Raw genomic sequence first — 19,704 nt, 5'->3', positions numbered from 1 at the left:
CGCTCACAGGGGCATCTGACGGATCCGTTCGAGGGCGCGCTGCAGACTCGGTGACCTTGATGCAGCTCGCTTCGCGTCCCAGCGTGACTCAGCGAACTGCTGGAGCGTAGTGACATACCCGGTTCCGATTCGTCCGTTGCTGCGCACCATTGCCGCACGTATCGTTCGCGATCGTGACCGAGCGCATATCTGTAGCAAACGCTGTTTGGGGTCTCTGATCATCTCCGGGGCAGCAGGCAGATCAGCGGTGCGCACGGAGAAGTACTGCGCGAAGCCCTCGTGGTCGGCCATGAGCCAGGCCTCCGTCATCGCATGCGCGATACGGAGTTGGAAGCTCGGGGGCAGGGGCGAGACTGTTCCGACAAGTTCCTCGCGGAGCTCGACGGGGCAGACACCGTCTGAATCGCGAATGATGACGTAGGAACCGTGGGCACTCGCCGAGATGTATTTGTCCAGATCTCTATCCATCGCCCCCGTGCCGCGCTTGACGAAGACGCGACCAGGGGATCTGCCCGCAGCCTCGATGACAGCCCGAGCGGCCGCGACGTCGGAATCTCCCTCCACAACGACGGTGATGCCCGCAGTCATCATAGCCGCAGAGCCAATTGACGCGCCGCGACAGGTTCGATCAGAGATTGGACGATCTCCGACAAGGGGAGACCTGAGTCCACCTCGGCCCGGACCTCTGCGATGTCGGAGAGCAACGAGGCGGTGCTGCCGTCTTCTGTGACCCGCATGACCAGAACTTCCTCCGGTAAAACTGTCTCCTCGTCCAAGAGCTCTGGCGCGTGCGTGGAAAGGAGCACTTGCAGATCGCGGTCGCGCTGCACACGTGCGAGAAGAGCGGGGACGGTGCGAACGATTCCCGCGTTCAAGGACAGCTCTGGTTCCTCGAACAGGAGCACTCCACCAGAGGAGGGGGCGCTGACGAGCGTCCACAGCAGGCCGATCAAGCGCAGCGTCCCATCGGACAGCTCCGACTCGGTCTGCCGGGTGGGGGCGGGGCGCCAATTGCGGTAGGTGGCGTGCAGGTGGGGGACCCCGGACGCATCAGGCTCAACGCTCAGGGACTCGAACTGGGGTACAGCAGCCTGTAGCGCGTTCTCTATCTTCTGCAGCCACGCTGATCGGGTCCGCGACGCCGTTTCGTTCATCTGCTTAATGACGTCGCTGCCGAAAGGGTCGCGTGGCCCGGATGCGTGGAAGAAACCGGGGTTGCGGATGATCTGTGGAACCGGATGGAAGTACCGCGTCTTCTGGAGGTGCTCGGCAAGTGCGCGGAACGATTTGTTGGCCGTGATCTGTTCCAGGTGGGTCTGGGTCAGCAGTTCCGGATCGGCTTCGTCGGAGGCATCGGGGCGTCGCAACAACTCTTCGCCGTTGCGCGTGACCACTTCTTCTGCGACGAGAGCGCGATGGTGGCCGCGCTGCTCGCCCTTGACGGCGAGGTGGTACGTCCACTCATCTGCATCGTCGCTAAAATGCGCGGTTACCGATACCTGTCCGTGACGGTGGTTGCGTGCGAAGAGGGACCGCACCGCACTGAAGCCGCCCCGATCAGCGAAGGCGGCCGCGAGACCTCCGCCGGGCCGGGCTATGTCCGTAAGGAACCGGAACACATCTAGCAGATTTGATTTCCCCGCGGCGTTGGGTCCCACGATGAACAGTCTGTCCTCGATCGGAAACTGGACGTCCTTGAAGTTCCGCCAGTTCTGGACGTTCATGTGTGTGAATCGCATGGGCCCTCCTTCCGTCATGATGGCGGGAGTCTACCGGTGAGTTGTGGCGTGGGAACCGCCGGTAGGCTCGCTGTATGACCAGCAACGCCGCGTCGCCGGCACCGGAGCGGGAACCGGGGGACCATCGGCCTGGGGATCGGCCGGTGCCCACCTCGACCAGCCCCCTCGGGGTGGCCGACTCCCTGACGATCCGCTCCGAGGCCGCGGCGGCCGTGGGCAGCGAGCTGCTGGCCGGCGGGATGGCCTCGTACCGGGTGAAGGTGGCCATGAGCCGCACCGCCCGCGCGCTGGGGCTGGACTCGTTCACCTCGATCGTCACCTACACCGACATCACGGCCACTGCCACGCTGAACGGTCGCTACCGCACCCGGATCACGCAGCCCGGGCACGTGGGCGTGGACGTGGACCACCTGTACCGCACCCAGCGCATGGTCGAGACGCTCCCGGAGCGCGGCACCTCCGCGGCCGATGTGTTCGAGGCACTGGCCAGGATCAAGGCACGGCGCCCCCTGTACTCGCGCCCGGTCAACGCGCTGGCGGCCGGCATCGCCTGTGCAGCCTTCGCCTTCCTGAACCAGGCCGGCCCTACCGAGATCCTCGCCGTGCGGATCGCAGCCACCCTGGGGCAGGCCGTGCGCCGGGTGTTCCAGCTGCGGCAGTGGACCCACCTGCTGATCCCCGTGATCGCGGCCGTGGTCACCGCCTGCCTGTACCTGACGATGGTCGGGGTCCCGGTGGGCCTGGGCTGGATCCCCCCGGGCAACCTCGGCGGGTACATGGCCGCCGTGCTGTTCCTGGTTCCGGGTTTCCCCATGATCACCGGGGTGCTGGACCTGGTGCGCTCCGACTTCTCGGCCGGCATGGCTCGATTGACCTACTCGGGGATGATCATCCTGGGGGCGGCCGCAGCGATCTGGACGGTGAGCATCGCCGCCGGCGTCGACGCCCAGCCAGCGACGCCCCTGGGCCTGCCGTTCGCACTGGAGCTTCCGCTGCGGGCCCTGGCCACGTTCCTGGGCGTGCTCGGCTTCGCGATCATCTTCAACTCCCCCTGGAAGATCGCGGTGGCTGCGGCTGCGGTGTCCACCGTGGCCAACTCGCTGCGCTTCCTGATGACCGAGGGCGGGGTCCCGGTGCAGCTGGCCACTCTCGCAGCGACCGTGCTGGTGGGCGTGACCGCCTACGTGATCGCGCGGATCAAGCACGTGCCGCGGATCTCGATCTCGGTGCCGGCCGTGGTGATCATGATCCCCGGCTATGCGATGTACACCGGGTTCACGATGCTGAACGCCGGGGAGCTGGCCGAGAGCGTGCTGCTGCTGCAGGAAGCGGTGCAGACGGTGCTGGCGGCGGCCTTCGGTCTGGCCCTGGCGCACCTGGCCACCTCACCCGCCTGGCGTCGCGTGCACCAGCCCACCTGAGGGCTGCCGGAGCCGTGCCAGTCCCGCAGGAGCGGGTGAGCGCGGCGCTGCGCGGCGTCGGTGAGCGGTGGGTCAGAAGATCGCCCGCATCACCAGCACCGCCACGGCGCCGATGCCTGCAGCGGCGGGCAGGGTGATGATCCAGGCCAGGAAGATGGGTCGCATCAGCTTCCAGTTCGCCGCCCGGTTCACGATACCCACGCCCAGCACGGCACCGATCAGGATGTGGGTCGAGGAGACCGGCAGTCCCAGCACCGAGGCCAGCAGCACGGTGGCGGCCGCGGCCAGCTCGGCGGCGAACCCCGAGGAGGGGTGCATCGTGGTGAGCCCGGATCCGACGGTCTGGATCACCTTGCGGCCCACGAACCACAGGCCGGAGACCAGCGCGATCCCGAAGGCGACGAGCACTGCCATGGGCACCGCCGCCTCCTGGGACACGGTTCCGGTGCGCAGCACGTCGAGCACCGCGGCGAACGGACCCACGGCGTTGGCGATGTCGTTCGCACCGTGGCTGAAGGCGAAGGCGCAGGCGGTGAAGACCTGCAGCCAGCTGAACATGATGAAGGTGGCCTGCGAGATGGTCTGCGTGCGCAGGGCGCGCGCGAAGACGCGGGTGCCGATCCATACGGCGACCGCCAGCATGGTCAGCAGGACCGCGCCGCCCCAGGGAGTGATGTCCAGGCCCACGTTCTTCAGCCCCTTGAACATCAGCATGGAGGCGATCACCACCGCGGCTCCCGCGGCCAGCGGCGGGACCCTCTTCTCCAGTGCGTGGTAGGCCGCCTTGCGCTCCACGTTGCGGGCGGCCTTGCGCTGCTTCTTGGTCAGCTGCTCGGCCCGCTCCACCAGTTCCGCCCCGGGGCTGCCCGGGCTCCGGTCCAGCTCCGCGGACTCGGCGAACGCCGTCTGCTGCAGCTCGGTGAGGCGCTCGTAGCCGGGCACGTGGCGGGCCTGCTCCGGATCGTCCGCATCGTCCTCGTCGTCGCCGTCGTCGAACCCCCGTGAGCCGAGCGCGATCGCACGCGCGGCCGGCGCGAGGATGCGCCGCTTGATGGCGCCGAACAGCAGGAACGCGGCGACCCCACCGAGCACGGGGGAGAGCACCCAGGAGATGGCGATCTGCCCGATCTCACCCCACTGCACCATCGCCAGCCCGCCGGTCCCGGTCACCAGACCGGTGGTCACCGCGGCACCGACGATGCCGCCGATGATCGCGTGGGTGGTCGAGACCGGCCAGCCCATCCGGGTGGCCAGCAGCAGCCATACCGCTGCACCCAGCAGTGCGGACATCATGATGTAGGTGAAGGCGGGCGCGTCGACCTGCATCTGGTCCAGATCGACGATGCCGCTGCGCACGGTCTCGGTGACAGACCCACCGGCGAGCACCGCACCGGAGACCTCGAACACGGCCGCCACCACCAGGGCCTGTTTCATGGTCAGGGTGCCGGCACCCACGCTGGTGCCGAAGGAGTTGGCCACATCGTTGCCGCCGATGTTGAAGGCCATGAACAGGCCGAAGGCGAGTGCCAGGACCAGGAGGAGGGCGTTGACATGGGTGCCCGCGTAGGCGAACGCCCAGATCGTGAAGGCCCCGGCCGTCGCGAGGGTCATCAGCCCGGCACCCAGGTGCCAGTTCCGGTCCGGACCGAGCATGCCGACCGGCGCCGGGGTGTGCCTGGCGGAACCGACCGGGTCATCGGTGGAGGTCGGCTCGTGGATGCGTCGCATCGTCGTGGTTCCCGAGTGTGGAGGGGGCAGGATCCGGGAGCGATTCGAGCATCCGACTTCCCGGCAAGGACCCGCTCACTCTAGGACGTCAACCGGTGCTTGGTGAACTTCGGGTGAATTCCGAGGGTGACGTCAGGTCAGCCTGCCGGTGACCCGCGCAACCGGGCCGACGGGAGACCTCGGCAGGGGATCACCGCTCGTTGGAGGAGGGCTCCTGCGGGGACGTCGTGGCGGGGGCCAGCTCTGCCGCCTGCTCGTGCTCGAAGCCGATCAGCCACAGCAGGCCGAAGCGGTCCCTGACCTGCCCGTCGGAGGCGCCCCAGGGTCGACGCTGGAGCTGCTCGACCACCGTTCCCTCCGACGCCAGACGCGCGAACCAGCGTCGCAGCACCGAGGGGTCGGCAGTGTCCAGCAGGGAGAACATCAGCCCGTCGGTGCGCAGCTCGTGGCGCTTCTCGGTGGCATCGGCGGCGTAGAGCGAGACCGGGCCGGTGAGGATCCCGTGGGCGATCGCCGAACCGGGGCCGTCCTCCCGCTGGAAGTCCGCGAAGGTGTGCAGTTCGAGCTCCCCGCCGAACACCTCGGCGTAGAACTCCAGCGCCTGGCGCGCGGTGCCGGGGAAGTGGAGGTACGGGGTGGGAGAGGTCATGGGCCGACTGTAGACCGGCGCTTGGGCACGTGTCCGGAACCACGCCCCGTGGGGCCCTGCCATCGCGGGGGCGTGGGTAGCATCGATCCATGACGAGCGCGGACCCCTTCGGTTTCATCGGCCTGACCTACGACGACGTGCTGCTGCTGCCCGGCGAGACGGACGTGATCCCCTCCGAGGTGAACACCACCTCCCGCCTGACCAGGGAGATCTCCCTGCGGGTGCCGCTGGCGAGCGCCGCCATGGACACCGTGACCGAGTCGCGGATGGCGATCGCCATGGCCCGCCACGGCGGCATCGGCATCCTGCACCGCAACCTCTCCATCGAGGACCAGGCCCACCAGGTGGACCTGGTCAAGCGCACCCAGACCGGCCGCATCTCCAACCCGATCACCATCGGCCCCGACGCCACCCTCGAGGACTTCGACTCCCTGTGCGGCCAGTTCCGGGTCTCCGGCCTGCCGGTGGTGGACGAGAAGAACCAGCTGCTGGGCATCTGCACCAACCGCGACCTGCGATTCATCCCCGTGGCCGAATGGCCTACCACCCAGGTGCGGGAGGTGATGACCACCGAGCTGTTCACCGCCCCGGAGGACGTCACCCCCGAGCAGGCCACCGCCCTGCTGCGCAAGAACAAGCGTGAGCGCCTGCCGCTGGTCGCCGCCGATGGCACCCTGCGCGGCCTGATCACGGTGAAGGACTTCGTGAAGTCCGAGCAGTTCCCCGATGCCTCCAAGGACGGGCAGGGGCGCCTGCTGGTCGGCGCCGGCGTGGGCTTCTTCGGCGACTCCATCGACCGTGCGGGTGCGCTGCGCGACGCCGGCGTGGACGTGCTGGTGGTGGACACCGCCAACGGTCACGCACGCCTGGCGCGCGAGATGATCCAGCGCATCAAGTCCGACTCCTACTTCGACGGCGTCCAGGTGATCGGCGGCAACGTCGCCACCCAGGCCGGGGCCCAGGCCCTGGTGGACGCCGGTGTGGATGCGGTGAAGGTGGGCGTGGGACCGGGCTCCATCTGCACCACCCGCGTGGTGGCCGGTGTGGGCGTCCCCCAGATTACCGCCATCCACGAGGCCTCCAAGGCCACCAAGCCCGCCGGTGTACCCCTGATAGGCGACGGTGGCCTGCAGTACTCCGGTGACATCGCCAAGGCCCTGGTGGCCGGAGCGGACTCCGTGATGGTCGGCTCGCTGCTGGCCGGCACCGAGGAATCCCCGGGCGAGGTGGTGCTGGTCAACGGCAAGCAGTACAAGTCCTACCGGGGCATGGGCTCCCTGGGCGCGATGGCCTCGCGCGGCAAGAAGTCCTTCTCCAAGGACCGCTACTTCCAGGCCGACGTCTCCGGCGACGACAAGATCGTGCCCGAGGGCATCGAGGGCCGGGTCGCCTACCGCGGCCCGCTGGGAAGCGTGCTCCACCAGCTGGTGGGCGGCCTGCACCAGTCCATGTTCTACGTGGGCGCGCACACCGTCGCTGAGCTGAAGGACAAGGGGCAGTTCGTGCGGATCACCCCGGCCGGGCTCAAGGAGTCCCACCCTCATGACCTGGCCGCGATCATGGAGGCGCCCAACTACTCCTCCCGCTGAGACCGCAGGGGCGGGGCGCGCCCGCACTGATCCGTGGGGATAACCCCCAGGACTGTGACGCGCGCATTCGTTAACGTCGAGGACCATGAGCACGACGAACACCCCGATGCCCCAGTCCGATCCGCGCCCCGCAGGCGATCCGACTCCGAGCCAGGCCCCCGATCCTGCGCTGAATGCAGCCGGTCCCGCGCCTGGGCAGGGCACGGCCGGTCCCGCGCCCGCACCCGCGCCGAGCACCGACCGACGCACGGTCGCCCCGCGCAACGGCACCCGCTGGGGTCGGATCTCGCTGATCCTCGGCCTGCTCGCCCTGATCGGGGGTATGGGCGTCGCGGCTCTGGTGGGCTTCACCATCGCCCCGCAGGAGGCCGAGGCCGGCCGCTACCTCGGAGACACCCCCGAGGGCTATCAGACCCTGGTGACCGCGGCCTTCGCCTCCTTCATCCTGTGGGGGCTGACGGCGCTCGCGGCCATGGTGACCGGCGTGGTGGCGCTGGTGCGGCGGGAGCGGCCCGGCCGCGCCATCGCCGGCCTGCTGATCGCCTTTGTCGCACCTGCGCTCTGGTTCGGGGCGTTCGCGATCCCGGCCCTGATCATCGCCTCGACGATCAGCTGACCGGTCCGCGCCGGGTCCCGGTGCCCGGCGAGCCAGGTTCCTCCCCGCCGCTCTGCCGTCCACAGCGGACCGGGATGTCGGCCCTGGCGCCTACCCTGGATCCATGACCGCACTCGCCCCTGCCGCCTCTTGGACCCAGCGCCCGCTGCTCGGCTTCGACACCGAGACCACCGGCACCGACGTCGGCCGGGATCGCATCGTCACCGTGGCCCTGGTGCACTCGGTGGCTCCCGGCAGGCTGGGGGAGACGGTCGCGACCTGGCTCATCGATCCGGAGATGGAGATCCCCGAGGGGGCGCAGAAGGTGCACGGCATCAGCACCGAGCACGCCCGCATGCACGGAATGAAGTCCGCCGAGGCCCTCGACGAGGTCGCCACGATGCTGGCCGACGCCCTCGCCCTGGACGTCCCCATCGTGGCCTTCAACGGCAGCTTCGACCTGGCGATCCTGGAGAACGAGCTGCGCCGCCTGGGGTTGCCCACCCTCACCGATCGCGTGGGCCATGTGATCGCCCCGGTGATCGATCCTCTGGTGGTGGATCGTGGTGTGGACCGCTACCGCAAGGGAAAGCGAACCCTCACGGATCTGCTGGCGCACTACGGGATCCAGCAGGACGGCAGGCTCCACACCGCGGATGTGGACGTCTCCGCCACCTTGGACGTGCTGCGGGCCATCGTCGCCGCGCACCCTCAGGTGGGGGTCTCCAGCCTGGAAGATCTGCATCAGCAGCAGATCAGCTGGCACCGCTCCTGGGCGGAGAACTTCAACGAGTTCCTCAGGAAGAAGGGTCGGGCCCCGGACGTGAACCTCGACTGGCCTCTCTGACGGACTGCTTCCCGTCCAGGGCGGACCGCACGCCGGGTCCAGCCCTCAGGGCTGAGGCTGACCGGGTGGTGTCACCTCGTCGAGGATTGCGGAGAGCATCTCCCTCAGGGTCGACGCCGAGACCGCAGCCATTGGCAGAGTCTGGGAATCCTCCGGGCCGTCCTCATCGAAGGCGCCTGCATCGATGAGGTGCACAGCGTCACCGGTGGCGTACACGTAGGCTGCGTAGCCGCCGCCAGGGTGCATCGCAGTGAACGTGGTGGCCACGCGGGTATCGGGAAGCACGAACCCCGGTGTCAGCTCGGAGCGGTTCATCATCTGCTCTTCGCCGTCCTCCGAAGCGGCGTTGAACGGGTCAGCATAGGTGGCCAGCCGGTCAGCGATCGCATCGCGTCGCAGCAGGCTGAACAGATGCAGGCCGTCGGTCGTGACGAACTCTTCCAGCGCCGTGCCGTCGGGCGTGAAATACAGAGAGTTCGTCGTGGTTCCGTCCTCAAGCACCCGCGTCGCAGTGAGGAAACCGGCGGCCGACCGGCGCAGCAGGAACACGCCGGCCAGAACAGGGCTGAGCTGCATGGTGCGCTTCGAGGGGTCGCCGTCCCCTTCGAGCACGGCACCCTCGTCGTCCCGTGCTTCAGGGTCCAGGGTGACCATGCCGCGGGCAGCCAAGGAGCGAGTCGCGGAGGCCACGGCCGAGCGCTGGTCGATGCCCTCGTTCGAGAGGTAGGGGCTCCCCACCAGTTCGAGGGACTGCGTGCCATCGACCCCCGCGATCTCTTCATCGGTGAGCATGATGAAAGTCGTCTGCTCTTCACTCTCCGGCATCTGCTGAAGCAGAAACCGGACAGAGCTGACATCGCGCTCCGTGATCAGCGAGGTGGGGCCGAGCGTAGAGGGGGGCATCAAGAACTCCTCGGGGCTGACGGGTGAGACGGAGACAGCGCCACTTTAACCGGCAGGGGCGGGGTCATCCGGTTCGCTGAGGCGGTGGGGGAGGACCGGTGGGCCGGTATCGATGTCGCGAGGGTCTCAGAATCCGCTCCAGCCGAAATAGTCCTTCGCAATGTCCAATCCGGCAGCGCCGAGGCTGAGTGCAGTCCCCCCGACCATCAACGGCACGCCGGCAACTGCTCCAACACCGGTTGCGGAGGCCGCTGCACCAGCCAGGACCATACCGCCGCCTACGGCTGTCATGCCGCCGGTGACCTGCTTCTGCCGATCCCCATCGCGGAAGCCCTCGTACGCCTCGAAGCCGCCGAGCCCCACGTCCAACCACGGTGCCGCCTTGCCGGCGAGGCGGAATGCGGGATTGCTCAGGAAGTGGGAGGCCTTGCCTGCGAAGCCCTGGGCGAAATCATCGATGAACCCGAACGCTTGCCGGTTGAAGAACCCGGTAGGGATGTTGAAGTTGCCTAGGACCTTCTCCGTCAGCTTGCTGAACTCCTTGCCCCAGTTGAACACTTTCGACTGGGCGAGCAGGTTCGCATCCAGGAGATGGCCGATCTGCTTCATTGCATCCGGGTCCGTCAGCGCGCGCATCCAGGACGGAACAGCCCGGGAGACGTCGAAGAGCTTCTTGCCCTTGTTCCACAGCTTCTGGAAGTCGGACCAGGTCTTGGTCGGGTTGGTCAACCACTCGGGGAGTCCACCCCCACCGCTGCCGTTTCCGGTACTGCCGTTGTCGGTACCTGTGCCGGAGTCCGCGCCGGAAGCGGCGTCCTGCTCCTCGGCGTGATCGGTCACGGTGATGCCGCAGCCCTGCACATCGGCGCTGACCTGGTCCAGCCGGGGCCGGATGTCAGTCTGGTACCTGGTGCGGAATTCATCGGCATCGTGGCCGACCCACATCTGCTCATTGAGCACAACTGCGTCGAGGTGGGAGCCCATCTCCGCGAGCAGTGTGCTCTTTCGTGTGGCCAATTCGCTGTATTGGCGCATCTGTTCTGTATCGCCACCGATGAAGGGCATGGCCGTTTCCTTGGGATGAGGGAGGCGCACGCCTGGCTCGGAGGCCGGGGCGCAGCCTGACGTTGCTGGATTCAGGTGCGACAGTACGGTGAGAGGGCTGATCGGGGCCATGGGGAGAAGTCCCCATGGGCATCGATCGAGAGCCGGGCTCCGCACATCGGATCATGTCTATGCTGGCGATATGGACAGTCGCTTTCGCGAGTACCAGGACGCGATCTCCAGCACGGCGAGCAGTCCTGCTGAGCAGAGCCTCGCACAGCTGATGAGGGAGGACGGCATCGCCGACTTCGAGGTCTGGACTTCGCGTGCGGTCCTTGAGGAGGACGAGCGGGTGGTGGCCGCTGCTGTTGGACAGGTCGCGACGGAGGATCCCCCGGTGCTGCTGGTCACTGATCGCCGCGTGCTCTGGACGGCGCAGGGGCTGATCCGCTGGAAGGTCAGACGTGAGATCTCTCGGTCGCAGATCCGGGCGGTGGAGATCACTGCCGGAGGGCTGATGGCTCCGCCACGGGTCCGGTTTGCGCCGGTGAGGGAGAAGGACCTCGTGTTCAAGCTTCGCGCTGGCGCTGATGAGGTGGCGAGGCTGCGCGAGCGGATGCGCCGCAGCTTCGGGCCCGTGTACCGCGAGAGCTGATGGCAGATCGGAGGGCCGCTCGTCCCCAGTCATGGTCGAGGTGTGGTGCCTGGCAGATCAGCCGGCGTCACTCCTGGGCGGAGAACGTCGACGAGTTCCTCAGGAAGAAGGTCGGACCCCGGATGTGAATCTCGACTGGCCTCTCTGATGCGGACCAGGGGGTCTGCGAGCCGGCGCTCCCGCTCCTCCTTCTGAACCCGCTCGTGGCGCTGGGTGTGTCCCTCCCACGCGCGCCCGATCCAGTTCGCCAGGGCCAGTGCCGCGATGCTGCCGGCCGCCCCCACAGCCACCAGCGTCGTGCCCGGCTCGAGGCCGGACAGCTTCCCGTCCAGATCGGACCACACGCCCAGCGCGCCCATCAGCAGCAGTGAGCCACCGACGCCCGTCACCCACGTGCCGTGCATCGAATGCTCACTCATCACGCGCCTCGACGGGATGCCACCCTGCCGGCTCACGTCCCATCGGGACGCCATGACGGCCAGCTGCATCAGGCGCAGCAGCGAGTACCCACCGGCCAGCAGCGCCAGGGCGAGCAGCAGCGGCCCCAGGTCCCCGGGGGTGCGAGCCTCCGGGGCCGTGCCGAAGGCCTCCGCCGCAGCGGGAACGGCCAGCACCAGCCCCGCCAGCGACGGCACCGCCGCCCACACGGGGGAGAACGGGCCCAGTAGTGCGTGCCCGGGGCCCGTCGCCTCCCAGCCTGCGAGGTCCCTCCGGTTGAGTGCCGGACGTCGGTCGTCCGCCTTGGCTCGGTCGCTACGGTCCATGGAGCAACGGTAGTGGTTCACGAGCCGATCACTCGTTCTGGCGGGCCTGCCTGTTGTCCACTTCGTCCAGCGCCTCGGGCAGGATCATGGTGAAGTCGCGGGGCTGGCACAGCGGTCGGCGATCTGGTCCCGCACACGATCGGTGCCGGTCAGGTCACCCGAGTCCCCGACGCCGCGGGCATCGAACGTGATCACCCTGGAGCGTGCGCGAAGCTGCGCGACGTGGCGGTCCCACATACGTCGACCCGTGCTGATGGCATGGATCAGGACGACCGCTGGGCCGTCACCGCTCACCTCGTAGCAGACCGACGTGCCCGGGCGCTGCAGGATCATCGGTGTCCTCCGCCTGTGAGCTCGCCCGGCGCAGGGCGAGGTGCGACCACCGACGGCAGATCTTCTCCCATGGCTTCCGTCATCGCCTCGATCAGCGCAGCGAAGGCCCTCTTCCCGGCCTCGACGTCGCCGGACGCGCACTCGTACGAATCAGTGATCATCGAGCTGATCGCCTGCAGGGTGTCCGCCAGCGGAGGCGAGCCCTCGCTTCGCAAGAGAGGCTCGGACAGCAGCGGGCCGACCATCAGTGTGCTGAGGGTGTGGCTGATCGCGGCGGGCCGTCGATCCGCCCGGATGAGCCCGGCGGCCTGCATCTGCTCGATGAACTCGGCGCCCAGCAGCACGCGGGGCCGGTAGTGACCCGGACCGCGACCGTGGAGCAGTCCCGTCAGTGCCCCGCTGGTGTCCGTGTAGAGCGAGCGCAGGAACGCGCGGTGCAGCAGCGCATGCACGCTGTGGTGGTAGATGCGGGAGAGCCGTCCTCCCGCTGGGTCCTGCGCCACACGCGCCGCGGCGTCGGCGAGGTAGGCGCTGAACTCGTGGCGCACCACCTCGTCGAACAGGGCGTCCTTGGACGAGAACTCCAGATAGAAGGACCCCTTGGAGACACCCGCGGCGCGGGTCACGTCCGCGACGCTCGTCTTGCGGACGCCGTGCTGGACGAAGAGTTGTGCAGCGGCCTCCAGCAGCTGTTCGCGTCGGTCCTTCATGCCGTGCTTCCTGCGGGATAGTGCTCGGTCAAAAACTCCAGCAGCACCTGGTTGAAGCGCGCTGGGTTGTCCTGGTTCGCGTTGTGCGAGGCATCGGGGATCACCTCGTAACGCGAATGCGGGTCACGTGCGGCCCATGCCGGCATCGTGCGAGCGACGTTGCCCGTCCTGTCGTGTTCGCCGTGGGTGAACAGCAGCGGCACCTCGATCAGGTAGTTGGGACGGGGCCGGATCGCGCGTGTCACAGCCCCCCACACATGCAGGAACTCGCGTTTGGACAACTGGCCGATGGCATCGACCGCATACTCCTGGACGTTTCGCGTGCGTGCAGTGGAGCGAGCGAAGGTTCGTTGGAGGAACCCCCACGGCCATGGGACGAACCACAACGTCGACGTGTGCAGAGCCCACTGCTCCCAGCGGGGTATCGGCATCGTCGTGCAGGTGGATCCGATGATGACCACGGCACTGAAGACGCCCGGCCGGCGCAGCACCATCTCCTGTGCCACAATCCCGCCCAGTGACTGGCCGCCCACGCAGATCGGTTCGTCGACTCCTATGTGCTCCAGCAATGCGAACAGGTCCTCGGCCATGTCGCCGATCGTGATCGGGGTGCGGCCCAACGGCTTCGATATGCCGTGTCCTCGCACGTCCCAGGTCAGCACTCGGTACCCGGCGTCCGTGAGCGCGGGGATCTGCGGATCGAACATGCGGTGATCCATGGTGGCCCCATGCGTGAGGGCGATCAGGGGTGCGCCGTCGGGCCCGTGGACCCAGGCGTGCAGGCGAGACCCTGCGCGCTCCACGGTCACCGAGTGTGCTCGGCTGCGATCGTCGTCATTCACGGGCCCGGCTCCTTGTCCGTCGAGGCCTTCCAGCACCACCAGTTTGACCGGAATGACGATTCTGGTCAAACAGTCAGAACTCGTGGTCGTCACCACGCGTGCCGTGTCGCGTTCCTCGCGCGCCGACCTGCACCAGCAGCACATCGCCCGGCGGCGCGAGCAGGGGGCGGTTCGGCTGTGAGATTTCGAAGCGTCGATAGACTGGCATGGTGATGAGCGAGATCGAGATCGGCCGCAACAAGCGGGGACGACGCAGCTACAGCCTCGACGACGTGGCGGTGGTGCCCTCCCGCCGCACCCGTGACCCCGAGGACGTCTCCACGGCGTGGCAGATGGACGCCTACCACTTCGACATCCCCATCTTCGGTGCCCCCATGGACTCCGCCATGTCCCCGGCCACCGCGATCGCCCTGGGCAAGCTCGGCGGCCTGGGCGTGCTGGACCTCGAGGGCCTGTGGACCCGCTACGAGGACCCCACCCGCTACTACGACCGCATCGCCGCCGCCTCGGACGACGACGTGGTGGCCCTGATGCGCGAGATCTACGCCGAACCGGTCAAGGCGGAGCTGATCCGCGACCGGATCCGCGAACTGCGAGACGCGGGCGTGACCGCCGCCGGCTCCCTGTCGCCCCAGCGCACCCAGGAGCACTGGAGGACGGTCGTCGACGCCGGTGTGGACCTGTTCTTCATCCGCGGCACCACGGTCTCGGCCGAGCACGTCTCCTCCGGGCGCGAACCGCTGAACCTCAAGAGGTTCATCTACGAGCTGGACGTCCCCGTGATCGTGGGCGGCTGCGCCACCTACACCGCGGCCCTGCACCTGATGCGCACGGGCGCTGCCGGTGTGCTGGTCGGCTTCGGCGGTGGGGCCTCCCACACCACTCGCGAGACCCTCGGCATCTCGGTGCCGCTGGCCAGCGCCGTGGCCGACGTGGCCGGTGCTCGCCGCGACTACCTGGACGAGTCCGGTGGCCGCTACGTGCATGTCATCGCCGACGGCGGCCTGGGCCGCTCCGGGGACCTGGTCAAGGCCATCGCCTGCGGGGCCGACGGCCTGATGGTCGGTGCGGCCCTGGCTCGCGCCGAGGAGGCTCCTGGGCGCGGCTACCACTGGGGAAGCGAGGCCCACCATCCCACGCTCACGCGCGGCCACCGCGTGGCCGTGGGCACGGCCGGCCCGCTCGAGCAGATCCTGTTCGGCCCGTCGGTCGCCGCCGACGGCACCACCAACATGGTGGGAGCTCTGCGGCACGCCATGGCCACCACCGGCTACCTCGATCTCAAGGAGTTCCAGCGGGTCGAGGTCGTCACCACCGTCTGAGCTCGAAACGAGGCAGAGCAATGGAGGGGTTCCAGATCCTTTCGGTGCGGCTCGGCCTGGTCTGGGCGGTGGCGGCCGGCGTGCACAAGAAGATCCAGGCGGAGCAGGAGGCCACCCGTCGCCGCCGCATGCTGGGCAGGACCCGGCCGGATGGCGGACAGATGCTCGGCGAGCACTGAACCGCGACCACCAGATCATCGGCCCTCCCTTCCCGGCCACGAACCACCAGGAGCACCCGTGCAGCACGACATCACCCTCGCCCATGGCTCGGTGCGCCTGCGCCCGCTGCAGCCGGACGACGCTCCCGCGCTCCGCGCCATCGTCGACCAGGAGATCTGGTCGGGGATGAGCGTGCCGCTACCACGCACGGATCAGGAGATGGCCCAGCACCTTCTCGAGCTGGTCTCCCGCCCGGCGCTGTACGGCTTCGCCGTGGAGCACGAGGGCACCGTCGTCGGCCGGACCACGCTGTACGACCTGGTGCCGCGCCTGCGGGTCGAGATCGGCAACACACACTACGCGCGGGAGCTGTGGGGCGGCGCGCTGAATCCCACGGTGAAGCTGCTGTTGCTGGACCATGCCTTCGACACCCTTGACGTCGGCCGCGTGGCTCTGCGCTGCGACAGCCGCAACGAGCGCTCGCGCCGGGCGATCCTACGACTGGGAGCGACCTACGAGGGCACGCTGCGCAGGTTCCGCACTGCCGCCGACGGCACCATCGCCGACGCGGCGTACTTCAGCATCCTGCGGGAGGAGTACCCGGGGATCCGCACCGGGCTGCTGTCGCGCATCGAACGCTGATCGCCCGGCTGCCGTCGCCCACCGGCGCGCACCGCCCGCTCAACGCTGGCTGGTGGAGCGCACCAGGGCGATGATGCCCCAGATCAAGAGAACCAGCGCCGCTGTCCCTCTCGACCTCGATGTCGGCGCCCTCCACCTCACAGGTGACGGTGCTGACAGAATCTGCGGGGACACCGAGATAGTTGACGCCCATGCCGTCGGTATGCTGGCGCAGCGAGGTCGCCGAGGACCAGCTGTGGGAGTCCGCGTAGCGGTGGGCCGTGGCAGATCGCGCAGCAGCCGTCTCGTAGTGATCAGAGAGCGGCGGCGACCTCCGCAGCCTGCTGGGCGATCGCCAGCTCCTCATCCGTGGGGACCACCAGCACCGTCACGGCGCTCTCGGGGGTCGAGATCACGCGCAGCTGCTTGGAGCGCTCGCGGTTCTTCTCCAGGTCCAGTTCGATGCCGAAGCCCTCGAGGTCGGCCAGGGCCTGCTCGCGCACTTGCCACACGTTCTCGCCGATGCCGGCGGTGAAGGCGATGGTGTCCACGCCGCCCAGCACGAAGGCGTAGGAGCCGATGTACTTGCGCAGGCGGTGCACGTACACGTCCAGTGCCAGCCTCGCGGTCTCGTCACCCGCGTCGACCGCCGCGGTGATGTCGCGGAAGTCGCTCATGCCGCACAGCCCCAGCATGCCGGAGCGCTTGTTGAGGATGGTGTCGATCTCGTCGGCGCTCAGGCCCGCCTGGCGGTGCAGGTGGATGTACACGGAGGGGTCGATGTCACCGGTGCGGGTGCCCATCACCAGTCCCTCCAGCGGGGTCAGGCCCATCGAGGTGTCCTGCGGGACACCACCGCGGATGGCGGAGGCGGAGGCCCCGTTGCCCAGGTGCAGCACGATCTGCCGCAGGTCGGAGACGTCCTTGCCCTGCTCGGCCAGGTACGCGGAGACCGTCTCGGAGACGTACCGGTGGCTGGTGCCGTGGGCGCCGTAGCGGCGCACCCTGTACTGCTGGGCGAAGTCCTTGGCCAGCGCGTAGGTGGCCGCGGAATCGGGCAGTGCGGTGAAGAACGAGGTGTCGAACACGACCACGTGGGGGACCTCGGGCAGCAGCTTGCGCGCACCGTCGATGCCGTCCACCGCCGCGTAGTTGTGCAGCGGGGCCAGGCGGCCCAGCTCGTACACGTCCTGGCGGACGTCGTCATCGACCAGGGTGGGGCCGTCGAAGCGCGCACCGCCCTGCACCACGCGGTGACCCACGGCCATGATGCGATCGTCCGTGAGGGACAGTCCCACCTCGCCGAACAGCTGCTCCACGATCCTCATCGCCTCCACGTGGTCCGGGACCGGACCGGCGAAGGTGGACTCCTGCTCCCCGGCGGTGATGCGCGCAGCGCCCATGTCCAGGCCGATCCGCTCCACGATCCCGGTGGCGTCCACGGTGCCATCGGCAGGGGAGAGCAGCTGGAACTTCAGGGACGAGGAGCCGGAGTTGATCACGAGGACGCGGGGATCGGCGGGCGTGGCGTTCATGGGGTGGTGTCTCCTGGTCTGTGGGAGGTCGGTGTCGGTCGGGGCGCGGCCGGGGGCACCGACGATGGTGTCGGCACACCTGCGCGGGGCCCGAGGGCGACAGTGGATGGCCGCCCGGTGGCGGGTCAGTGTGCAGCGGTGGACTCGGCCTGCGCCTGGATGGCGGTGATGACCACGGTGTTGATGATGTCGTCCACCAGCGCGCCGCGGGAGAGGTCGTTGACCGGCTTGTTCAGGCCCTGCAGCACCGGGCCGATGGCGATCGCCCCGGCGGAGCGCTGCACGGCCTTGTAGGTGTTGTTGCCGGTGTTGAGGTCCGGGAAGACGAACACGGTGGCACGGCCGGCCACGGAGGACTCGGGCAGCTTGGTCTTGGCGACCGAGACGTCCACCGCGGCGTCGTACTGGATGGGGCCCTCGACGTCGAGCTCGGGGTTCTCCCCGCGCACGATCTCGGTGGCCTCGCGCACCTTGTCCACGTCGGCGCCGGTCCCGGAGGTGCCGGTGGAGTAGGAGAGCATCGCGACCCTCGGGTCGATGCCGAACTGCTCCGCGGTGGCGGCGGACTGGACCGCGATGTCGGCCAGCTGCTCGGCGGTGGGGTCAGGGTTCACCGCGCAGTCGCCGTACACCAGCACCCGGTCGTGCAGGGCCATCAGGAACACGGAGGAGACGATCTTCGCGCCCGGCTTGGTCTTGATGATCTCGAAGGAGGGGCGGATCGTGTGGGCGGTGGAATGGACCGCCCCGGAGACCATGCCGTCGGCCTCGCCCATCTGCACCATCATGGTGCCGAAGTAGGAGACGTCCTGCACCTTCTCGCGGGCCTGCTCGATGGTCACGCCCTTCTTGGCGCGCAGGCGTGCGTACTCCGCGGAGTACTTCTCCAGCAGCTCCGGATCCTGGGGGGAGACCACGCGGGCTTCGGAGATGTCGTGGCCCAGCTGGGAGGCCTTGGCCCGGATCGCGTTCTCGTCGCCCAGCAGGATCAGATCCGCCACGCCGCGGGCCAGGATCGCCTCGGCGGCGGCGAGGATGCGGGGCTCATCGCCCTCGGGCAGCACGATCCGCTTCTTCTCGCCGCGGGCACGGGCCAGCAGCTCGAACTCGAACATCATCGGGGTGACCACTTCGCTGCGGTTGACCTCGAGGGCCTTCAGCAGGGTGGGCGTGGGCAGGTGCTCGGCCACGGCACGGCGGGCGGCGTCCAGCTTCTGCGGGCTGCTGGCCTGGAGGCGGCCACGGGTCTTGGCCACCTGCACGGCGGTCTCGAAGGTGGACAGGTCGGTGGCGATCACCGGGAGGTCCTGCTGGACGCCGCTGAGCAGCCGCGTGACCTCCTCCGGGATCTCGTAGCCCCCGGTCAGCACGATCGAGGACAGCGAGGGGAACGTGCCCGACTGCTGAGCCATCAGTAGCCCGGGCAGCAGGTCGAACCGGTCGCCGGGGGCGACGACGGTGCAGTTCTCCGTGAGGCGGTTCAGCACGTTGGGCAGGCTCATCGCGGCCACCACGGTGCCGATGGCCACGCGCCCCAACCACTCGGGGTTGCCCTGCAGCAGGCTGCCGCCGACGGCCTCCTTGAGCTCCCCCACGGTGGGGGCCATGATGACCGGGCTCTCCGGGATCACCGCGACGATGCCGCCCTGGGCCTTCGCGGCCACGGTCTCGTGGATCTGCGTGAGCGAGTCGGGATCCGCACGGTTGACCACCACGGCGATCGGCGGGGCGTGGTGCCCGGCGAACTCGCCCAGGGACACCGAGGCGAGCGCCCCGATCTGCTCGGGGCTGCGGTCCAGCCCGGACAGCACCAGCACCACGGAGGCACCCAGGTTCGCCGCGACCTCCGCGTTGAAGGAGAGCTCGGCAGGGTTGGCCAGGTCGTCGTAGTCCGAGCCCAGCACGACGAGCATCGAGTAGCGCTCGGCGAGCTCGCGGTAGTGGCGCAGGATCTGCTCGTGCGCCTTGTCCGGGTCCGAGAGCATCAGCTGGTAGTCCACGCCGATGGCGTCCTCGTACGACTGGTCCACGGCGGGATGCCGGGTCAGCAGGTCGACCGCGTAGTCACGCGCCCGATCGGCCTTGACGACCGGTCGGAACACCCCGACGCGGTCGGACTGGGATGCGAGGGCTTCGAGAAGACCGAAAGCCACCATCGACTTCCCTGTCATTCCCTCCGGGCTGGCGACATAGACACTCTGCGACACGCTCCCCACAATACGGTGGGGGAGCCCACGACGGCAGGCCC

General features: G+C 68.5%; 19 protein-coding genes. 8 read left to right on the top strand and 11 right to left on the bottom strand.

Annotation, left to right across the window (positions count from 1 at the left end):
• Positions 1–3: 3 nt before the first annotated feature.
• Together IOE58_RS06260 and IOE58_RS06255 are read right to left on the bottom strand one after the other, a co-directional pair.
• Positions 4–588 (bottom strand): hypothetical protein, encoded by a 585-nt coding sequence (locus IOE58_RS06260; protein WP_193865547.1) that lies wholly within the window; start codon positions 586–588, stop codon positions 4–6.
• A complete protein-coding gene (locus IOE58_RS06255; protein ID WP_193865546.1) occupies positions 588–1,739 on the bottom strand; it encodes an AAA family ATPase in 1,152 nt (383 codons plus the stop codon). Before IOE58_RS06255 ends, IOE58_RS06260 begins: the two co-directional genes overlap by 1 nt.
• Positions 1,740–1,882: 143 nt before the next feature.
• Here IOE58_RS06255 and IOE58_RS06250 point away from each other — a divergent pair, with 143 nt between their 5' ends.
• The gene (locus IOE58_RS06250; RefSeq protein WP_193865545.1) at positions 1,883–3,160 is read left to right on the top strand and encodes a threonine/serine exporter family protein; all 1,278 of its coding nucleotides are present in this window, start codon (positions 1,883–1,885) and stop codon (positions 3,158–3,160) included.
• Between the two features lie 72 nt (positions 3,161–3,232).
• On the opposite strand, the gene IOE58_RS06245 is transcribed toward IOE58_RS06250, so the two are convergent.
• Both IOE58_RS06245 and IOE58_RS06240 read right to left on the bottom strand, forming a co-directional pair.
• Positions 3,233–4,888, bottom strand: coding sequence for an inorganic phosphate transporter (locus IOE58_RS06245; RefSeq protein ID WP_193865544.1), 1,656 nt, complete (start codon positions 4,886–4,888; stop codon positions 3,233–3,235).
• 190 nt (positions 4,889–5,078) lie between these two features.
• Positions 5,079–5,537: a VOC family protein gene (locus IOE58_RS06240; protein ID WP_193865543.1), complete on the bottom strand. Its 459-nt coding sequence runs from the start codon at positions 5,535–5,537 to the stop codon at positions 5,079–5,081.
• Between the two features lie 89 nt (positions 5,538–5,626).
• Between IOE58_RS06240 and guaB the strand changes: the two genes are divergently transcribed.
• The 3 genes from guaB to IOE58_RS06225 all read left to right on the top strand — a co-directional run bounded on the left by guaB (position 5,627) and on the right by IOE58_RS06225 (position 8,568).
• The gene (guaB, locus tag IOE58_RS06235; protein WP_193865542.1) at positions 5,627–7,126 is read left to right on the top strand and encodes an IMP dehydrogenase; all 1,500 of its coding nucleotides are present in this window, start codon (positions 5,627–5,629) and stop codon (positions 7,124–7,126) included.
• 85 nt (positions 7,127–7,211) lie between these two features.
• Complete coding sequence (locus IOE58_RS06230) at positions 7,212–7,742, top strand: hypothetical protein (RefSeq protein WP_193865541.1); 531 nt, start codon at positions 7,212–7,214, stop codon at positions 7,740–7,742.
• Positions 7,743–7,845: 103 nt separating this feature from the next.
• Positions 7,846–8,568: an exonuclease domain-containing protein gene (locus tag IOE58_RS06225; RefSeq protein ID WP_193865540.1), complete on the top strand. Its 723-nt coding sequence runs from the start codon at positions 7,846–7,848 to the stop codon at positions 8,566–8,568.
• Between the two features lie 45 nt (positions 8,569–8,613).
• Here the strand turns inward: IOE58_RS06225 and IOE58_RS06220 are convergent, their stop codons facing one another.
• Both IOE58_RS06220 and IOE58_RS06215 read right to left on the bottom strand, forming a co-directional pair.
• Positions 8,614–9,360 carry a hypothetical protein gene (locus tag IOE58_RS06220; RefSeq protein WP_193865539.1) on the bottom strand — a complete coding sequence of 249 codons (747 nt, stop codon included), beginning with the start codon at positions 9,358–9,360 and terminating at the stop codon, positions 8,614–8,616.
• Positions 9,361–9,597: 237 nt separating this feature from the next.
• A complete protein-coding gene (locus IOE58_RS06215; RefSeq protein WP_193865538.1) occupies positions 9,598–10,536 on the bottom strand; it encodes a hypothetical protein in 939 nt (312 codons plus the stop codon).
• Positions 10,537–10,717: 181 nt separating this feature from the next.
• On the opposite strand from IOE58_RS06215, the gene IOE58_RS06210 reads away from it, so the two are divergent.
• The gene (locus IOE58_RS06210) at positions 10,718–11,170 is read left to right on the top strand and encodes a PH domain-containing protein (RefSeq protein WP_193865537.1); all 453 of its coding nucleotides are present in this window, start codon (positions 10,718–10,720) and stop codon (positions 11,168–11,170) included.
• A 29-nt stretch (positions 11,171–11,199) separates the two neighbouring features.
• Here the strand turns inward: IOE58_RS06210 and IOE58_RS06205 are convergent, their stop codons facing one another.
• From IOE58_RS06205 to IOE58_RS06195, 3 genes are all read right to left on the bottom strand, one after another.
• On the bottom strand, positions 11,200–11,934 hold the full coding sequence (locus IOE58_RS06205; RefSeq protein WP_193865536.1) for a hypothetical protein: 735 nt from the start codon (positions 11,932–11,934) through the stop codon (positions 11,200–11,202).
• Positions 11,935–12,263: 329 nt separating this feature from the next.
• Positions 12,264–12,977 (bottom strand): TetR/AcrR family transcriptional regulator, encoded by a 714-nt coding sequence (locus tag IOE58_RS06200; RefSeq protein WP_193865535.1) that lies wholly within the window; start codon positions 12,975–12,977, stop codon positions 12,264–12,266.
• On the bottom strand, positions 12,974–13,915 hold the full coding sequence (locus IOE58_RS06195) for an alpha/beta fold hydrolase (RefSeq protein ID WP_348981890.1): 942 nt from the start codon (positions 13,913–13,915) through the stop codon (positions 12,974–12,976). Before IOE58_RS06195 ends, IOE58_RS06200 begins: the two co-directional genes overlap by 4 nt.
• 116 nt (positions 13,916–14,031) lie before the next feature.
• Between IOE58_RS06195 and IOE58_RS06190 the strand changes: the two genes are divergently transcribed.
• The 3 genes from IOE58_RS06190 to IOE58_RS06180 are packed head-to-tail and all read left to right on the top strand — an operon-like array spanning position 14,032 to position 15,942.
• Entirely contained in the window at positions 14,032–15,141 is a 1,110-nt protein-coding gene (locus IOE58_RS06190) for a GuaB3 family IMP dehydrogenase-related protein (protein WP_193865533.1), read from the top strand.
• A gap of 20 nt (positions 15,142–15,161) precedes the next feature.
• Complete coding sequence (locus tag IOE58_RS06185) at positions 15,162–15,320, top strand: hypothetical protein (protein WP_193865532.1); 159 nt, start codon at positions 15,162–15,164, stop codon at positions 15,318–15,320.
• A 58-nt stretch (positions 15,321–15,378) separates the two neighbouring features.
• Positions 15,379–15,942 carry a GNAT family N-acetyltransferase gene (locus tag IOE58_RS06180; protein WP_193865531.1) on the top strand — a complete coding sequence of 188 codons (564 nt, stop codon included), beginning with the start codon at positions 15,379–15,381 and terminating at the stop codon, positions 15,940–15,942.
• A 293-nt stretch (positions 15,943–16,235) separates the two neighbouring features.
• Here IOE58_RS06180 and IOE58_RS06175 read toward each other — a convergent pair whose 3' ends face one another.
• Both IOE58_RS06175 and pta read right to left on the bottom strand, forming a co-directional pair.
• The gene (locus IOE58_RS06175; protein WP_193865530.1) at positions 16,236–17,456 is read right to left on the bottom strand and encodes an acetate kinase; all 1,221 of its coding nucleotides are present in this window, start codon (positions 17,454–17,456) and stop codon (positions 16,236–16,238) included.
• Positions 17,457–17,581: 125 nt separating this feature from the next.
• Entirely contained in the window at positions 17,582–19,663 is a 2,082-nt protein-coding gene (pta, locus tag IOE58_RS06170; RefSeq protein WP_193865529.1) for a phosphate acetyltransferase, read from the bottom strand.
• Between the last annotated feature and the right edge of the window lie 41 nt (positions 19,664–19,704).

Origin of the sequence: Brachybacterium epidermidis, assembly GCF_015209585.1 — a bacterium.
Taxonomy (GTDB): Bacteria; Actinomycetota; Actinomycetes; order Actinomycetales; family Dermabacteraceae; genus Brachybacterium; species Brachybacterium epidermidis.
Note: the sequence above shows the minus strand (reverse complement) of the source record. Positions and strands in the feature narration are given on the sequence as shown.